This window comes from Streptomyces sp. NPDC006739, from assembly GCF_042869815.1.
Taxonomy (GTDB): Bacteria; Actinomycetota; Actinomycetes; order Streptomycetales; family Streptomycetaceae; genus Streptomyces.
In genome coordinates, this window is the sequence record NZ_JBIAGM010000016.1 from 13,552 (window position 1) to 29,584 (window position 16,033).

Annotated in this window: 11 protein-coding genes; 6 read left to right on the forward strand and 5 right to left on the reverse strand. The window is 73.1% G+C overall.

Annotated features, from left to right (window positions below):
- Positions 1 to 148: 148 nt before the first annotated feature.
- Both ACFYMM_RS28695 and ACFYMM_RS28700 read left to right on the forward strand, forming a co-directional pair.
- The gene (locus tag ACFYMM_RS28695; RefSeq protein ID WP_388391777.1) at positions 149 to 1,474 is read left to right on the forward strand and encodes a M14 family zinc carboxypeptidase; all 1,326 of its coding nucleotides are present in this window, start codon (positions 149 to 151) and stop codon (positions 1,472 to 1,474) included.
- A complete protein-coding gene (locus tag ACFYMM_RS28700; RefSeq protein ID WP_388391482.1) occupies positions 1,471 to 1,911 on the forward strand; it encodes an SSI family serine proteinase inhibitor in 441 nt (146 codons plus the stop codon). The genes ACFYMM_RS28695 and ACFYMM_RS28700 overlap by 4 nt, the downstream gene beginning before the upstream one ends.
- Positions 1,912 to 1,979: 68 nt before the next feature.
- Here the strand turns inward: ACFYMM_RS28700 and ACFYMM_RS28705 are convergent, their stop codons facing one another.
- The 3 genes from ACFYMM_RS28705 to glgX all read right to left on the reverse strand — a co-directional run bounded on the left by ACFYMM_RS28705 (position 1,980) and on the right by glgX (position 7,916).
- On the reverse strand, positions 1,980 to 3,230 hold the full coding sequence (locus ACFYMM_RS28705; protein ID WP_388391484.1) for a M14 family zinc carboxypeptidase: 1,251 nt from the start codon (positions 3,228 to 3,230) through the stop codon (positions 1,980 to 1,982).
- 142 nt (positions 3,231 to 3,372) lie between these two features.
- Positions 3,373 to 5,748 carry a malto-oligosyltrehalose synthase gene (treY, locus tag ACFYMM_RS28710; RefSeq protein WP_388391486.1) on the reverse strand — a complete coding sequence of 792 codons (2,376 nt, stop codon included), beginning with the start codon at positions 5,746 to 5,748 and terminating at the stop codon, positions 3,373 to 3,375.
- A 59-nt stretch (positions 5,749 to 5,807) separates the two neighbouring features.
- Complete coding sequence (gene glgX, locus ACFYMM_RS28715) at positions 5,808 to 7,916, reverse strand: glycogen debranching protein GlgX (RefSeq protein WP_388391488.1); 2,109 nt, start codon at positions 7,914 to 7,916, stop codon at positions 5,808 to 5,810.
- Positions 7,917 to 8,109: 193 nt separating this feature from the next.
- Here glgX and ACFYMM_RS28720 point away from each other — a divergent pair, with 193 nt between their 5' ends.
- The 4 genes from ACFYMM_RS28720 to ACFYMM_RS28735 all read left to right on the forward strand — a co-directional run bounded on the left by ACFYMM_RS28720 (position 8,110) and on the right by ACFYMM_RS28735 (position 12,575).
- Positions 8,110 to 8,922, forward strand: coding sequence for a Tat pathway signal sequence domain protein (locus tag ACFYMM_RS28720; protein ID WP_388391489.1), 813 nt, complete (start codon positions 8,110 to 8,112; stop codon positions 8,920 to 8,922).
- 55 nt (positions 8,923 to 8,977) lie between these two features.
- On the forward strand, positions 8,978 to 10,297 hold the full coding sequence (locus ACFYMM_RS28725) for a copper amine oxidase (RefSeq protein ID WP_388391491.1): 1,320 nt from the start codon (positions 8,978 to 8,980) through the stop codon (positions 10,295 to 10,297).
- Positions 10,298 to 10,400: 103 nt separating this feature from the next.
- Positions 10,401 to 11,642 (forward strand): SAV2148 family HEPN domain-containing protein, encoded by a 1,242-nt coding sequence (locus tag ACFYMM_RS28730; protein WP_388391493.1) that lies wholly within the window; start codon positions 10,401 to 10,403, stop codon positions 11,640 to 11,642.
- A 219-nt stretch (positions 11,643 to 11,861) separates the two neighbouring features.
- Entirely contained in the window at positions 11,862 to 12,575 is a 714-nt protein-coding gene (locus tag ACFYMM_RS28735; protein WP_388391495.1) for a 3'-5' exonuclease, read from the forward strand.
- 79 nt (positions 12,576 to 12,654) lie between these two features.
- Here the strand turns inward: ACFYMM_RS28735 and ACFYMM_RS28740 are convergent, their stop codons facing one another.
- Positions 12,655 to 13,518, reverse strand: a complete 864-nt coding sequence (locus ACFYMM_RS28740; RefSeq protein ID WP_388391497.1) for a phosphotransferase enzyme family protein — start codon at positions 13,516 to 13,518, stop codon at positions 12,655 to 12,657.
- Positions 13,519 to 13,700: 182 nt separating this feature from the next.
- On the reverse strand, positions 13,701 to 15,944 hold the full coding sequence (locus tag ACFYMM_RS28745; RefSeq protein WP_388391499.1) for an MMPL family transporter: 2,244 nt from the start codon (positions 15,942 to 15,944) through the stop codon (positions 13,701 to 13,703).
- Between the last annotated feature and the right edge of the window lie 89 nt (positions 15,945 to 16,033).

The following is a 16,033-nucleotide window of genomic DNA, read 5'->3' on the forward strand; positions in this document are numbered from 1 at the left end:
CCCGGCCGGCCGAAAGCCGACGGACCGAGGCGGTGTTGACGTTCCCCTCGAGTCGTGACTGACTGTGCGTACCCCTGTGCGCCAGGTGAGCCGACGGCACCGTGATCCGTGGAGGTGTGTCCTGCCGCCACTCCTGCGCTACCCGTCCGTGGACGAACTGGCCGCCCGGGCGGCGTCCCTGGTCACCCGGCACCCCCGCGACGCCCGACTGCGCCGCGTCGGCACCTCACGGGCGGGCACCCCGCTGTGGCTGCTTTCCGTCGGTCACGGCAGCCGGCAGGCGCTCGTGGTCGCCGGACCGCACGCCAACGAGCCCGTGGGCGGCGCCACCGCGCTCCGGTTGGCCGAACGCGCCCTGGCCGACCCCCGGCTCACCGAGGGCGCCGACACCACCTGGAACCTGCTCCTGTGCCTCGACCCCGACGGCTCGCGGCGCAACGAGGGCTGGCTCGCCGGGCCCTACACCCTCGACCACTACTTCCGGAACTTCTTCCGGCCCGGCTTCCTGGAACAGCCCGAATGGCTGCCCGACGGCGCGGACGCCGCCGCCCTCCCGGAGACCCGGGCCCTGCTCGGCCTCCAGGACGAACTGCGGCCCTTCCTGCAGTGCTCGCTGCACGGCGTCGACGTCGGCGGCGGCTTCGTCGAGCTGACCCACGACCTGCCGGGCCTCGCCCAGCGCGTCGCGCACTCCGCGACCCGCCTCGGCATCCCCCGCGAACTCGGCGCCTACGACACCCTGTACTGGCCCACCGTGGGCCCGGCCGTCTACCGCATCCCGCCGCCGCGCCGGGGCGACCTGGTGGCGGCCATCACCGAGGCCGCCGTCGAGAACACCTGGTTCCACCCCTGCCGGCACGGCACGGTCACCGCCGTCGTGGAGGCGCCCATGTGGGGGGTGGCGGCCGTGCAGGACGGCTCGCCGCCCGCCGACCGGGACGCGGTGCTGCGCGCCGTCAGCCGGGCGCTGCGCCACGACACCCGGCTCCTGGAGGGCGTCCTCGCCCGCATCCGGCCCCACCTGGCCGCCGCCCCCGACGCGGGCCGCCTGCTCGCGCCGGTCGACGACTACCTGCTGGTCGGCCCCGGCCTCGCCGACGCCTGGGACCCCGACACCGACGACGCCGGCGCACATCCGCTGCCGCCGCTCAGCACCGCCCATCTGGCCGCCCTGCGCATCGCCGGACGCCGTCTGGCCCTGCGCACCGCCGGACTGCTGCACCGGCTCGTGCGCGACACCGGCCACGACCCGGCGGGCGTCCTGCCCGACCTGGACCGGCTCATCGACCGGTGGTGCGCGGACTACCGCGACGGCTGCCAGGCGCGCTGGATCCCGGTCGCCCGGCAGGCCGAGTACCAGGCGCGCGTGGTGCTCAGCGCCTTCGACCTGGCGCACGGACGGACGCGTGTGCGCTCCCGTTCGGGTGAGCCGGGGTGGGGAACGCGGGCCGCCGTGCCGATGCACGGGGAATGACGTACCTCACCAGAGCGACAGCGGCCGCCGGTGCCCTGCTGGCCGCCGCCCTCCTCCCCGCGGGCCCCGCCCAGGCCGCACCACCCGACCGGCCCATCGGAAGCTGGCTCTACCTCACCGTCACCCGCGGCGAGGCGCGGACCGCCGGCACGCACACCGGCGGCCGGCCCGGTGGCGCGCACGGCACGCTGCTGCTGTGCGACCCGTCCCTGGAGCACGGCCACGCGGCCGAGGCCTGCGCGGAACTGGCGGCGGCGGACGGGGACATCGGCAGGATCCCGGTCAAGAAGGACGCCGTCTGCTCGCTGCTCTACGCCCCGGTGACCGCCCGCGCACACGGGCAGTGGCAGGGGCGGCCGGTCGACTACCAGGAGACCTTCGCCAACAGCTGCGTCATGGCGGCGCGCACGGGCTCGGTGTTCACCCTCGACGGCTGACCGGGAGCCGACCCACGGCTGACCGGACCGGGCCCACGGGGAGCGGGCCGGAGTGCGGTCGCGAGGCCTCACGCGGCCCGGTCCCGTGCCTGCTGCGCCGCCACCAGCACCGTGCGGGACTGGTGCTCCACCTGGTGCTCCAGGGGCACCCAGCGGGCGCGGAAACGCTCCGCGAAGGCGTCGCACCAGGAGGCGACGAGCTGTTCGAGCGCGGGCGCCGCCCGGTCGTCCGCCTCCCGCAGCACCCGCAGCAGCATCGCCGCCGCCCGCAGCGGCAGCCGCCGCCCGAAGGCGTCCACACTGCCGACGTACGCCATCGTCGTGTCGGCCGGCGGGGTGTGGACCCAGTCCGCGGCAAGCCCCGGTATCAGTTCGAGGGCCCACCGGGCGGCCCGCAGCAACGGCCCGTCCAGGCCGTCCATCCGGGGCAGCGCCTCGGCGAGCACCCGTTCGACCTGCAGCGAGTCCCGCAGCAGCCGGCCCGCCAGCCGCCGTATCGCCGCCGCCGGCGCCGGGTGCGGGGCCGGATCGTCCACCAGGTCGCTGGCCCACATCGGCACCTCCACCACCGCCGTCAGACCGCCGTACCGGTGCGCGTGGTACCAGGTGCTGTGCCGGGCGTCGTCCGGCATGCTCGGGTAGGCGACGCCCGACTCGGGGCCCGGCATCACGTGCACCCCGGGCCCCGAGGCGGGCCAGCCCGCGGCGTCCGAGGCGCCCGTCTCCACCGGGATGTGCAACTGGGCCGCGGACTTGGCGAAGGGCTCGGCGAGTCCCGGCACGTCCTTGGTCAGCTGCACCCAGCTGCCGCCCAGATCCGTGCCGTGCAAAGTCACCTGGAGGTAGGGGCGCAGTTCGTCGATCACGCCGGTCAGGGCCCGTGTCTCGGGCGGCAGCCGGTCCGGTGGCAGCACCGAGGGCGACCACTCCGGCTGCTCGGGTCCGGCCGGCCGGTAGAAGCCGAGGTGGTAGTCGAGCAGGCTGCGCGGGGCCGGGGTCACGTGCAGGCTCGCCCCGTCCGGGTCCGCGCAGAGCAGGAAGTGCCAGGAGGTGTCGGCCCGTAACTCCCGCTCGCCCAGCACCCGTTCGGCGAGGACCCGGAGCGTGGAGCCCCCGGTCGGCTCGTTGGCGTGGGCGCCGGCGACCACCAGCACCGCCCGGCGGGCGTGCCCCACGGACAGCAGGTGCAGCGGCCTGCCCGCCCGGGAAGCCCCCACCTGACGCAGGGTGCACAGCCCGGGCTCCTGGGCCGCCAGCGCGCGGGCGGACGCGACCAGTTCGGGAACGCTGGGGTAACGCGGCTCCGGCAGGAGACTCACCCCCGATTTCGCTGCCCGGCTTCGCCATCCCAGTCCCGCACGAGTCAGGTGAACTGTCAAGGACAGTGAGGGGGAGGCTCCCCGGGGCGCCCGGACGCACTTCCCCGGACGCTGCCCGGCCCGCCCGCGCCGGACGGCACGCTCAGTCCTGGCCGCCCGCCTCCCCGGCCCGTTCCAGCAGCGCCACCGGCGACCCGTCGAAGAGGTCCGCCACGCGCGCGTGCCCGGTGTACTCCCGCCCCGGTGCCAGCACGTCCGTCCAGCGCCCCGGGGGCAGCGGCAGCCGGGTGCTGCCCCAGCCGCCCTTCTGCGCCAGCCGCAGCGAGAGCCGGGTGACCGCCGTGACCACCTCACCGGACCGGGCGAACGCCAGGCAGTGTGCCGCCGCCGGACCTTCGGCGGACAGGGGCGCGTACGCCGCCGTGGTCCCGAAGGCGCCGGGCCGCCGGGCGCGCAGCCGCAGCGCCGCCGACGTCAGCGCGTCCTTCTCGCCCGGCGCCTCGGGCGGGAAGGACACCGGCCGCCGGTTGTCCGGGTCGACGAGCGTCCGGTACTCGCCCTCCGTGCCCTGGTACACGTCGGGCACCCCCGGCATCGTCAGCTGCACCAGGGCGGTACCGAGGACGTTCGCCCGGATGTGCGCCTCCAGCGCGGTGCGGAAGGCGGCCACCCGCGCGCCCGGCGTTCCGCACGGCCCGGCGGACACGAAGGACGCCAGCGCCTCCTCGTACGGCGGCTCCTGCTCCGTCCAGCTGGTGTACAGGCCCGCCTCGCGCGCGTGCTTCAGCAGCGCCCCCCGCACCCGCTCCGGGTCGGCCGGCCCGAGCCCGAACACGGTCTGCCAGGCCGCCCAGGCCAACTGCCCGTCCGGTACGGCGGTGGCCTCGGCCCCGGTCACCTGGGCGAGCAGCCCCGCCCAGGGCTCCGGGCACTCCGTCAGCACGTTCAGCGCGGCCCGGACGTCGGCGCTGCGCTTGGTGTCATGGGTCGTGACGACGGTGCCGGTGGCCGGCCAGTCGCGCTGCACGCGCGCGCAGTAGGAGTGGAAGGCCTCGGGCGACACGGCGGGACTGCCCGGCTCGCCGCCCACCTCCGTCGCCGACAGCAGCGGCACATAACGGTAGAACGCCGTGTCCTCCACGGACTTGGCCCGCAGCGCCGACGCGGTCTGCGCGAACCGCGCCCGGAACTCCGCGTGCTCCGGCCCCTCCTCCTCGCCGGGCCTCCCGATCAGCAGCCGCCGCACCACGTCGATCGCCTCGCCCTCCTCGGGCACCACGAAGGCCGGCCGGGCCTCCTCGGCGGCCTCCTCGGTGACCACGGCGGCCACGTCACCGGAGGTGTACGGCCGGTACACCCGCAGCCGCACCAGCAGCTCCTCCAGGGCCGTACGCAGCGCCCAGGGGGCCCGGTCGCGCAGGGAGAGGTCGGGCGAGGCGGCACACAGGCGGGCGGCCACCCGGGTCAGCCGGTCCGTCTCGGCGGCCAGCTCATGGGTGAGCACCTTGTACGCCGCCCGTCGCACCGTCGGCGCCCAGTCCCCGCCCCGGTCCGGCTGCGGGGCCGCGAACGCCCGGTACAGCCGAAGCAGTTCGCCGACGCCCGCGGGGTCCGTGAACAGGCCGTCGACGTGCCGCAGGGCGTCGTAGCCGGTGGTGCCCGCGACCGGCCAGGAGGCCGGCAGCCGCTCACCGTCGGCGAGGATCTTCTCGACGACCGTCCAGCGGCCGCCGGTCGCCTCGTGCAGCCGGCGCAGGTAGTCGTCGGGGTCGGCGAGCCCGTCCGGGTGGTCGATCCGCAGCCCGTCGACCACGCCCTCCCGCAGCAGCTGGAGGATCTTGGCGTGGGTGGCCTCGAACACCTCCGGGTCCTCGACCCGCACCCCGATCAGCTCCGAGATGCTGAAGAACCGCCGGTAGTTCAGCTCGGTGCGGGCCAGCCGCCACCACACCGGGCGGTACCACTGCGCGTCCAGCAACTGCGGCAGCGGCAGGTCCTCGGTGCCCTCGCGGAGCGGGAAGGCGTGGTCGTGGTAGCGCAGCACGTCGCCGTCGACCACCAGACGGTCCAGCTCCGCCCCGACCGGCCCGCCGAGCACCGGCAGCAGCAGCCGGCCGCCCTGCGCGTCCCAGTCGATGTCGAACCACCGCGCGTACGGTGACTTGGGGCCCTCCCGCAGCACCTCCCACAGCGCGCGGTTGTGCCGGGGGGCCATGGCCATGTGGTTCGGCACGATGTCCACCACCAGCCCCAGCCCGTGCTCGCGAGCGGCGCGGGAGAGCGAGCGCAGCCCCTCCTCGCCGCCCAGCTCCTCGCGCACGCGCGCGTGGTCCACCACGTCGTAGCCGTGCGCGGAGCCCGGGACGGCCTCCAGGACGGGCGACAGGTGCAGGTGCGAGACGCCGAGCGACGCCAGGTAGGGTACGGCCGCCTCGGCGGCGGGGAACGGGAACTGGGGCTGCAGCTGCAGCCGGTAGGTGGCCGTCGGCACCACCGGGCCGGGTCGCTCTGATGTCATGCAGAGCTACGTACCCGTCCCGCCGCATTTCGTGTCATCCCCGCCGCACGAGGGGCACCCTAGGTGGGCCGCTGCAACACCGTCAGGCTCCGGTCCGGCAGGGTGAGGCGTTCGCCGGCCTGCACCTTCGGCCCCGTCCCCGGCGGCACCCCCTCCGGACGGGCCGTGTCGACCACCACCTGCCACTGCCGGCCGTGGTCGGCCGGCACCAGGAAGTCGAGCGGCCGCGGCGAGGCGTTGAACATCAGCAGGAAGGAGTCGTCGCTGATCCGCTCCCCGCGCGGGCCGGGCTCGGAGATGGCGTTGCCGTTGAGGAACACGGTCAGCGCCGACCCCGGCACCGCGTTCCAGTCCCGCTGTGTCATCTCGCCGCCCTCCGGGGTGAACCAGGCGATGTCGGACAGCTCGTCGTGGGTGCCCTCCACCGGCCGCCCGTGGAAGAAGCGGCGCCGCCGGAAGACCGGGTGGTCCCGGCGCAGCCACACCATCGCGCGCGTGAACTCCAGCAGCCCGGCGTCGCCCTGCGGCCAGTCCACCCACGCCAGCTCGTTGTCCTGGCAGTAGGCGTTGTTGTTGCCGCCCTGGGTGCGCGCGAACTCGTCCCCGTGGCTGATCATCGGCACACCCTGGGACAGCATCAGCGTGGCGATGAAGTTCCGCATCTGGCGCGCCCGCAGCGCGAGCACCTCCGGGTCGTCGCTCTCGCCCTCGGCCCCGCAGTTCCAGGACCGGTTGTGGCTCTCGCCGTCCCGGTCGTCCTCGCCGTTGGCCCGGTTGTGCTTGTCGTTGTAGGACACGAGGTCGTGCAGGGTGAAACCGTCGTGACAGGTGACGAAGTTGATCGAGGCCAGCGGGCGGCGGCCGTCGTCCTGGTAGAGGTCGGAGGAGCCGGTCAGCCGGGAGGCGAACTCCGCGAGCGCGCGCGGCTCGCCCCGCCACAGGTCCCGTACGGTGTCGCGGTACTTGCCGTTCCACTCGGTCCACAGCGGCGGGAAGTTGCCCACCTGGTAGCCGCCCTCGCCCACGTCCCAGGGCTCGGCGATCAGCTTCACCTGGGAGACCACCGGATCCTGCTGCACCAGGTCGAAGAACGAGGACAGCCGGTCCACCTCGTGGAACTGCCGGGCCAGGGTGGCCGCCAGGTCGAAGCGGAACCCGTCGACGTGCATCTCGGTCACCCAGTACCGCAGCGAGTCCATGATCAGCTGCAACACGTGCGGGGACCGCATCAGCAGCGAGTTCCCGGTGCCCGTGGTGTCCATGTAGTAGCGGGGGTCGTCGGTGAGGCGGTAGTACGACGCGTTGTCGAGGCCCCGGAAGGAGAGCGTCGGACCCAGGTGGTTGCCCTCGGCGGTGTGGTTGTAGACCACGTCGAGGATGACCTCGATCCCGGCCTCGTGCAGCGCCCGGACCGCCGACTTGAACTCCAGGACCTGCTGGCCGCGGTCGCCCCAGGAGGCGTACGCGTTGTGCGGGGCGAAGAAGCCGATGGTGTTGTAGCCCCAGTAGTTGTTCAGGCCCATGTCGACCAGACGGTGGTCGTTGACGAACTGGTGGACCGGCATCAGCTCCAGCGCCGTCACCCCCAGCTCGGTCAGGTGTTCGATGATCGCCGGGTGGGCGAGCGCCGCGTAGGTGCCGCGCAGCTCCTCCGGGAGCCCCGGGTGGCGCATGGTCAGGCCCTTCACATGGGCCTCGTAGATCACCGTGTGGTGGTACTCGGTGCGCGGCAGCCGGTCGTCGCCCCAGTCGAAGTACGGGTTGATCACCACCGAGGTCATGGTGTGCGGCGCCGAGTCCAGGTCGTTGCGGCTGTCGGGCGCCCCGAAGTGGTAGCCGTACACCTCCTCGCCCCACCGGACCGTGCCGCTGACCGCCTTCGCGTACGGGTCGAGCAGCAGCTTCGCCGAGTTGCAGCGCAGCCCGCGCGCGGGGTCGTACGGACCGTGCACCCGGAACCCGTACCGCTGTCCCGGCATGACGCCCGGCAGGTACGCGTGCCGGACGAACGCGTCGCTCTCCCGCAGTTCCACCGCCGTCTCCGAGCCGTCGTCGTGCAACAGACACAGCTCTACTCGGTCCGCGGCTTCGGTGAAGACCGCGAAGTTGGTCCCTGCGCCGTCGTAGGTGGCGCCGAGCGGATACGCCTCTCCAGGCCAGACCTGCATGGATATGACTCTTCCAGGTGTGCCGCGTCACTGGGGGTGCCTTCGCCCCGAGTCTCCCCGAAAGTGACGGAACCACCTGTGACTTACGTCCCTCTTACGGAGCGACCAGAGCACCCGGCGCCCCCAGGGGACGCGTGTGCCGAACTCGTGGGGCAAAAACGTACTCCCGGGGACAGGGGGAGGGGGGGAAGATGTGCGCGAGATAGTGCGCCGCCACCTGGGCAAGGTGGTGGCCGGAACGGCCCTCGCGGTGGCCGGGACCGCCGCGATGGTCGCGGTCACCCTGCCGGCGACGGCGGGGGCCGACGAATCGGGCGGCACCGGCGACGCGGACCGGTCGGCATCGCTTGCCGCGCGGGGGGACGGTCAGGGGGCCGCGCCCGGCGTGGTCGAGCGGGCCCCGGCCGGGGGAAGGAAGGGCAACGGCGCCGACCCGCTGACCGACGACGAGATCCAGCGGGTCGAGAAGATCGCCCTGAACCGGCGGATGCTCGCCACCGGCAAGGGTGTCGACGGCGACCGCGGGCCGCAGCGCCTGACCGTCGACCTCGCCGACCCGGACGCGGACGACCTGGACGGCCCGAACGCGCCGCGCCGGGCCGAGGCGACCTTCTACGACTACCGGACGGACGAACTCGTCACGACCACCGTCAACCTGGACACCGGCAAGGTCGAGCGGACCGGCCGGCAAAAAGGCGTCCAGCCGCCGCTGAGCCGGGCCGAGAACGCCGAAGCGGCCAGGCTCCTGATCGCCGACCCGCTGGGCGCGGGCCTGAAGGCCGACTACCAGGACGCCACCGGGCACAAACTCGCCGCCCCGGACCAGCTGCTGCTCAACGGCGCGGTCTACCGGGCCACTCCCGGCGCCCAGCCCGCCGCCCTCGACCGGTGCGGCGAACACCGCTGCGTACGGCTCTTCCCGAAGGTGAAGAACGGCCCCTGGATCGACGCCCGGTCGCTGATCGTCGACCTGAGCGCCCGCAAGGTCGTCGAGCTCGGCCGCTGAGCCGCACTCCGTCCAGTTCTCGAACCTGCACCTCCTGCAAGGGAGTCACCTCGTCATGCGCGTGAACCGACTGAGCCGTGCCCGCAGCCGCGCGGCCGTGGGCCTGACCGTGGCCGCGCTGGCCGCCGGCGCGACGGCCGGTGCGGGGCCGGCCGCCGCCCAGCCGAAGGCCGCCGCGGCCCCCGCCGCCGACTGCAGCGCCGCCTACCGGATCGAGCAGAAGCTCTCCACCGGCACCACCTGGCGGATGTGCTGGCGCTACGACAGCAAGGCCGGCCTCGTCCTCGACAACGTCTCCTACCAGCCCAAGGGCGAACCCGGACCGATCAAGGTGCTCAACAGCGCCCGGCTCGCCCAGATCGACGTCCCCTACGACGACGGCAGCGTCGAGTACGACGATCTGACCGGCTTCGGCTTCGCCCAGGGGCTGGTCAACCTGGCGCCCGGCGAGTGCCCCGGCGGCACCATCAAGTCCGTCAAGGTCCCCGACGCCGTGGACCCGCAGCACCCGACCGTCAACGGCCTGTGCACCACCACCCGCTCGCGCGGCCACGCCTACCGCATGCAGGGCGACAGCGCGAACAAGGTCTACCAGGCCCAGGGCAAGGACCTGCTCGTCTACACGGTCAACCAGGTCGGCTGGTACGAGTACATGACCGAATGGCGCTTCCAGGACGACGGCACCGTCAGCATGAACGTCGGCGCCACCGGCAGCCTCTCCTACGACGACTACGACGCCGGCGACGGACGCGGCTGGCCCATCGGCAAGGGCGCGAAGGCCTACGCCACGAGCCACAGCCACAATGTCTTCTGGCGGCTGGACTTCGGCCTCGACGGCTCCTCCAAGGACCGGATCGAGCAGTACGACTCGTCCGTCAGCGCCCCCGCGCACGGCCAGGAGGCCCCGACCAACAAGACCACCCGCACCACCGTCACCAAGGAGCTCGCCGGCGACTACCGGACCTACCGCTGGTGGCGGGTGGTCAGCGCCACGGGCAGGAACAAGGACGGGCACGCCCGCTCGTACGAGATCGTCCCCGGCCCCACCACCAAGTACCCGGGGCGCGGCTTCACCCAGCACGACATCTACTTCACCGAGTACGACCCGTGCGAACAGTTCGCGAGCAACAACACGGGCAACTGCCCGGCCGGAGCGGGCAGGTCCGTGGACAAGTGGGTCAACGGCCAGACCCTCACCCACCCGGTGGTCTGGGTGAACGTGGGCTTCCACCACATAGCCCGGGACGAGGACCAGCAGCCCATGCCGGTGCACTGGCAGGGATTCTCCATCGCCCCGCGCGACGTCACCGCTATGAATCCGCTCACTCCCGACGAGCTGGCGTGGCAGAACGGCCACTGGCAGCCACGCAGTTGAGAAAACGACCTGTCCATCCGGCTGCACCGCCGACCACTCCCGGAGTACCCTTCCTTGATCGTTGGCACGGGGAAGGCTCGGGGGAGCGGAAGGCGGTGCACGGGTGGGCTCGGGAGGGCTGGAGCTGCCCCCTGGTGACGAGGGTCACGAGGGGAACTCCACGGACGTCCCGCCCGGCGCGGTGTCCCTGGCGCGGCCGATGGACGCGGCGGGTTCCATCGGGCCGGAACTGGACTGGGACGCCGACGCCTGGCTGGAGGTGCGCGTCCGCGCCCAGCGGGCCGGCCGGGCCTACATCTGGCTGAACCTGGTCGAGCAGCGGCTGCGCGCGGTCGTGGCCGCCGTCCTGCGGCCCGTCTACGAACCCGTCCACGGCGACGACTGGGTGGTGGCGGCGGCCGGACCAGCCGGACAGGAGTGGGTGCAGCGCGCGGTCGCCGTACGCGAGGTCAGCCGCCGCAAGGGCTATCTGCTCGACCCGGCCGACGACAACGTCCTCAGCTTCCTCACCCTGCCCCAGCTGCGCGAGCTGATGGTGCAGCACTGGCCCTGCTTCGAGCCGTACTTCGACGAACGGCGCGACGTCGAACTCGCCCTCGACGAGCTCGAGGTCACCCGCAACGTGGTCTCCCGCAACCGGGCCCTGTCCGAGGCCGTCCTCGGCCAGGCCGAACGGGCCTCGGCCCGGCTGCTGGAGATGCTCGGCGCCGGTGGCGACGTGCCCTCGGCGCGCCGGCTGCCCGTCGACGCGGTGGAGGACCTGGTCGGCGACCGGTACGCGGACGTGGTGGCCGTGCACCCCGACCGGGTGCGTCTGATGCGGCAGTTCCCGGCCGAGGACCTCTTCGGCGGCGCCCGGCGCCTGGACGCCATCGGCATCGGTCTCAACCTGCTGGTGCAGAACTTCTCCGGGCGGCGTCTGGTCCGCCTCGCCGAGACCGGCTGCCGCATCCGGCTGCTCTTCCTCAACCCGGCCTCCAGCGCGGTCAAGCGCCGCGAACGCGAACTCGGGATGAAGCGGGGCGAACTCAGCCGCTCGGTCGAGATGAACATCCTGCACATGCGCCGGGTGCGGTCCCGGCTGCGCGATCCGGGCGCCTTCGAGATCCAGGTCTACGACGAGACGCCGCGCTGCACCGCCTACCTCGTGGACGGCGACGGCGCCGACGGTGTCGCCGTGGTGCAGTCCTATCTGCGCGGCGCGCGGGGGATGGAGTCGCCGGTGCTGGTGCTGCGGGGCGGCAGTCGGCTGGTCAAGTCGGACGACATGGGCGAAGCAGGCCTCTTCCCGATATATCGGGAGGAGTTCGAGCAGGCCTGGGCGGATTCGCGACCTGTGTCCTGAACTGTCCCCAGGGGCAAGCGGAATGCGGACCTCGGATTGTCAGTGGCGCGTGCGAGGGTGGAACCACTGAGAGATCACCGGGGGAAAGCACCACCAGGAAGGGGGGCCGCTCATGGGCCGTCACGGGGAGACAGAGGTCAGGGGCGGACGGCCGCCCGGACGCCGGGTGTGGCCGGCGGATCCGGGCGCGCAGAAGGCCGGTGTGAGCGGGGCCCCGCGATGAGCTGGACCAGCCGCCCGCTGGTGGCCTTCGACCTGGAGACCACGGGAACCGACATCGAGAGGGACCGGATCGTCACCGCCGCGGTGGTGGCCGTCGACCCCGACGGACGGCTCCCGGAGCCCCGGACGTGGCTGCTGGACCCCGGGGTGCCGATCCCGCAGCAGGCCTCGGCCATCCACGGCATCTCCACCGAGCACGCCCGCGCACACGGGATGCGGGCGGCGCCGGCGATCGAGGAGATCACCTCGGCCGTCGCCGAGACGTTGAACTCGGGGACCCCGCTGGTGGTGATGAACGCGCGGTACGACCTCTCGCTCCTCGACCGCGAGTGCCGACGGCACGGGATAAAGCCGCTGGGCGACCGGTTGTGCGGAGCGCCGTCGCCCGTCATCGACCCCTTGGTCCTGGACAAGCACGTGGACCGGTACCGGAAGGGGTCGCGCAATCTCCAGGCGCTCTGCGCCCACTACGGCGTGACGCTCGACGACGCGCACAACGCCGTGGCGGACGCGGTGGCCGCGGCACGTGCCGCGCGGTCCATGGGGGTCAGACACGCGGTCATAGGAGCGCTGGCGACGGCGGACCTGCACCACCTTCAGATACGGGCGGCGGCCGAGCAGGCGGCGTCGCTCCAGGAGTACCTGCGGCGTACCTCGGACCCGAAGGCGACCGTCGAGTCGGCCTGGCCCGTCGTGCCCTACGCCGGCTGACCCGGCCCGGCACGGCGGACCGAACCGCAGGGGCCGGTCGGTGCGAACGGGCCGGAGCGGGCCGCGCCCCGACGCCGGCTCAGAACGGATACCAGCGCACGGTCTCGTCGCCGTCCCGCAGTGATGCCACCCGGCGGCGGAACTCGGCCAGCGCCTTCGGGTCGGCCGGGGCGTGCTGGGCCACCCAGGCGCAGCTGGCCGTCTCCCGGGCGCCACGCAGCACCGCACAGCCCTCCCATTCGCGCACGTCCCAGCCGTAGGCCTCGGTGAAGGAGACGTAGGCCTCCTCGGGCAGGCCGTAGCGGTCCCGGGAAAGGGCCATGACCACCAGGTCGTGCTCGCGCAGATCGGCGGCGAAGGTCTCCAGGTCGACCAGGACCGGGCCGTCGGGGCCGATGTGCACATTGCGGGGCAGCGCGTCGCCGTGGATCGGGCCCGGCGCCAGACGGGGCGTCAGCGCGGCGGCGGCCGCCGCGAACCCGTCCCGGCGCTCGCGCAGATAGGCCGCGTCCCCGGGATCGATCGCGTCACCGGCGAGCCGCAGCCAGCGCTCCACACCGGCCAGCAGTTCGCGCGGCGGCAGGGAGAAGGAGGGGGAGGGAAGGGCATGGACGATCCGCAGGAGGGCGGCCAGATCCCCTGGGCCGGCCGGCCGTACGGGATCCGGCAGCCGGTGCCACACGGTCACCGGGTGCCCGTCGACCAGCAGCGCCTCCGGCTCGGCCGCCCGCACCGCCGGGACGCCCGCCCCGGCCAGCCAGCCCGCGATGTCCAGCTCGCGCCGGGCGCGGTCCAGCAGTTCGGCGTCGCGGCCCACCTTGACGACCAGGTCACCGGCGGCGAACACGGCGTTCTCGCCCAGGGCGAGGAGGCGCGCGTCCCGGGCCGCTCCGGGCAGTACACCCGCCGCCGCCAGTACGCCCCGGGCCCGCGCCTCGTCCATCGTCCGCCTCCGTGCTCCGCGTCTGCTTCCGTGTGTGCGGCCAGTCTCGCATCCGCCCAGGTCGGAGACCGTGGCCGAACAGGGGTGGCGGCGTCGCAGGGCCGGACGAACCGCGCACGCGTGGGCCCGCCGGCCCCCCCGGGACGTCGGCGGGCCCACGGCCCACGGGTGTGCTCAGCCGGTCAGACGGGCAGTCGTTCGCCCTCGTCGGGGACCGCCGGGGCGGCCGGCTCCGGAGCCTCGTCGTGGGTGAGGTCGGGCAGTCGGTGCAGCCACTTCGGCAGGTACCAGTTGCGCTCGCCGAGCAGGGCCATCACGGCGGGCAGCAACACCCCGCGGATGATCGTCGCGTCGATGAGCACCGCCGCCGCGAGGCCCACCCCCATCTGCTTCATGGACTGCATGGACAGCGTGCCGAAGATCGCGAACACGGCGACCATGATGACCGCGGCGCTGGTGACGACGCCGGCCGTGGTGACCACACCGTGCTGGATGGCGTCCCGCGTGCTGCGGCCGCGCAGCCGTGCCTCACGGATCCGGGAGACCACGAACACGTGGTAGTCCATGGACAGACCGAACAGGATCACGAAGAGGAACAGCGGCAGCCAGGTGACGATCGCGCCGACCCCCTCCGCGCCCACCAGAGAGGCACCCCAGCCGTGCTGGAAGACGGCGACGAGGATGCCGTAGGCGGCGCCCACCGACAGCAGGTTGAGCAGGATCGAGGTGATCGCGACGGTCAGCGAGCGGAACGACAGCAGCATCAGCAGGAAGGCGAAGACCACCACGAACGCGAAGACCGGGACCACGGAACCCATCAGCTGGTCGTTGAAGTCGTGGTTGCCCGCGACGTTCCCGGTGATCGGCGCCTGCACACCGTCGACCCTGCCGAGGGTGTCGGGCCGTACCCGGTCACGCAGCTTCAGCAGACTCCTGCCCGCCTGGTCCATGTCCGAGCCGCCGACCAGCGGCACGGAGACCAGGGCGACGTTCTGCGCGTCGTGCAGCTCGATGTCCACCGGGCCGCGCGAGGCGCCCGAGGCGACCGCCTCCTCCTTGAACCCGGCGAGCGCGTCGCGAACGTCGGGCGCGTTGATGTCCTTGGCCCTGACGACCACCTCGGCCGGTTCGGAGCCGCCCGGGAAGGCGTCGTTGAGCCGGTTGTAGGTCTGCACCATGGGCAGCGAGTGGCCGAACTCCTGGTCCAGGGTGAGCTGGGAGGTCTTCATACCCAGCGCGGGCGCGGCCACGGCGAGCAGCCCGGCCACCGCGACGGCCACCGACAACGCCGGCCTGGCCAGCACGCCCCGCAGCACGGCCGTCCAGAACCGGCTCTCGCCGTTGCCGCGCGCACGGCGCCGGCCCAGGAACGGGATGCGGCCCTTCTCGACCCGCTCGCCCAGCAGCGACAGCAGCGCGGGCAGCACGGTCACGGAACCGACCATGGCGACCGCCACGACCATCAGCGAGGCCAGCCCCATCGCCTCGAACGTGGCGAGCCCGGTGAACAGCATGCCCGCCATCGCCACGCACACGGTGACCCCGGAGACGATGATCGCCCGGCCACTGGTCGCCGCGGCGATCCGCAGCGCGGTTCCCGCGTCCCGTCCGGCGATCCGCTCCTCGCGCTCGCGGCGCAGGTAGAACAGGCAGTAGTCGACGCCGACGGCCATCCCGACCAGCAGCATCACCGAGTTGGCGGTGTCGCTCATCGGCTGGACATGACTGACGACGCCCATCAGTCCCATCGTCGCCATGATCGCGGTGATCGCCAGGCCCACCGGCAGCAGCGCGGCCACCAGCGCGCCGAAGGCGATCAGCAGGATGCCGAGGGCGACCGGCACGGCGGAGTACTCGGCCTGCTGGAAGTCGTTCCCGAAGGCGTCCTTGTACTGCTTCTGCATGCTGGCGCCGCCGATCTCCTCGATCCGCAGCGTCCCGTGGTCCTTCTGCACCCCGGCGACCGCGTTCAGCACCGGCTCGATCCGGTCGGTGGCGGTCTTCGCGTCACCGCGCATGTCGAACCGCACCAGCGCGCTGCGGCCGTCCTTCGAGATGGTCCGCGTGTCGTAGGGCGAGGTCACGTCCGTGACCTCGCCGGTGGCGCCGACGGCCTTGACGAGATCCGCGACGGCGGACCTGAACCCGGCGTCCGTCGCCCTGCCGGCGCCGTCCCTGGACTGGATCAGGACCGTCTCCCGGGCCGGTTCCTTGATCCCCGCGTCATGGATGATGCTCGCCGCGGTGTGTGTCTCCCCCTTGAGCTGGTCGCTCTCGTCGACGTCGACCCGGCCCGCCGCCGAGCCGAGGCCCATCGCCAGGACGACGAACAGCACCCATATGCCGACGGCCGCCCAGCGGTGCCGGGCGCTCCAGCCGCCGGCGCGGGCGGCCAGACCCCGCACCCGCACGTCTGCGTTCCCCATGACGGACCTGCCCCCTCCTGTGCGGTGACGGCCCCCTGCCGCCACCTCCTCACTGCGTTCGCTTCGACGGTATGGGCCCGACGAGGGCG

Bases quoted from the DNA above. Each gene is read 5' to 3' on its own strand.
- ACFYMM_RS28740 (WP_388391497.1), bottom strand. From the start codon at position 13,518: ATGGACGAGGCGCGGGCCCGGGGCGTACTGGCGGCGGCGGGTGTACTG.
- treY (WP_388391486.1), bottom strand. From the start codon at position 5,748: ATGACATCAGAGCGACCCGGCCCGGTGGTGCCGACGGCCACCTACCGG.
- ACFYMM_RS28700 (WP_388391482.1), top strand. From the start codon at position 1,471: ATGACGTACCTCACCAGAGCGACAGCGGCCGCCGGTGCCCTGCTGGCC.
- ACFYMM_RS28735 (WP_388391495.1), top strand. From the start codon at position 11,862: ATGAGCTGGACCAGCCGCCCGCTGGTGGCCTTCGACCTGGAGACCACG.
- ACFYMM_RS28725 (WP_388391491.1), top strand. From the start codon at position 8,978: ATGCGCGTGAACCGACTGAGCCGTGCCCGCAGCCGCGCGGCCGTGGGC.
- ACFYMM_RS28745 (WP_388391499.1), bottom strand. From the start codon at position 15,944: ATGGGGAACGCAGACGTGCGGGTGCGGGGTCTGGCCGCCCGCGCCGGC.
- glgX (WP_388391488.1), bottom strand. From the start codon at position 7,916: ATGCAGGTCTGGCCTGGAGAGGCGTATCCGCTCGGCGCCACCTACGAC.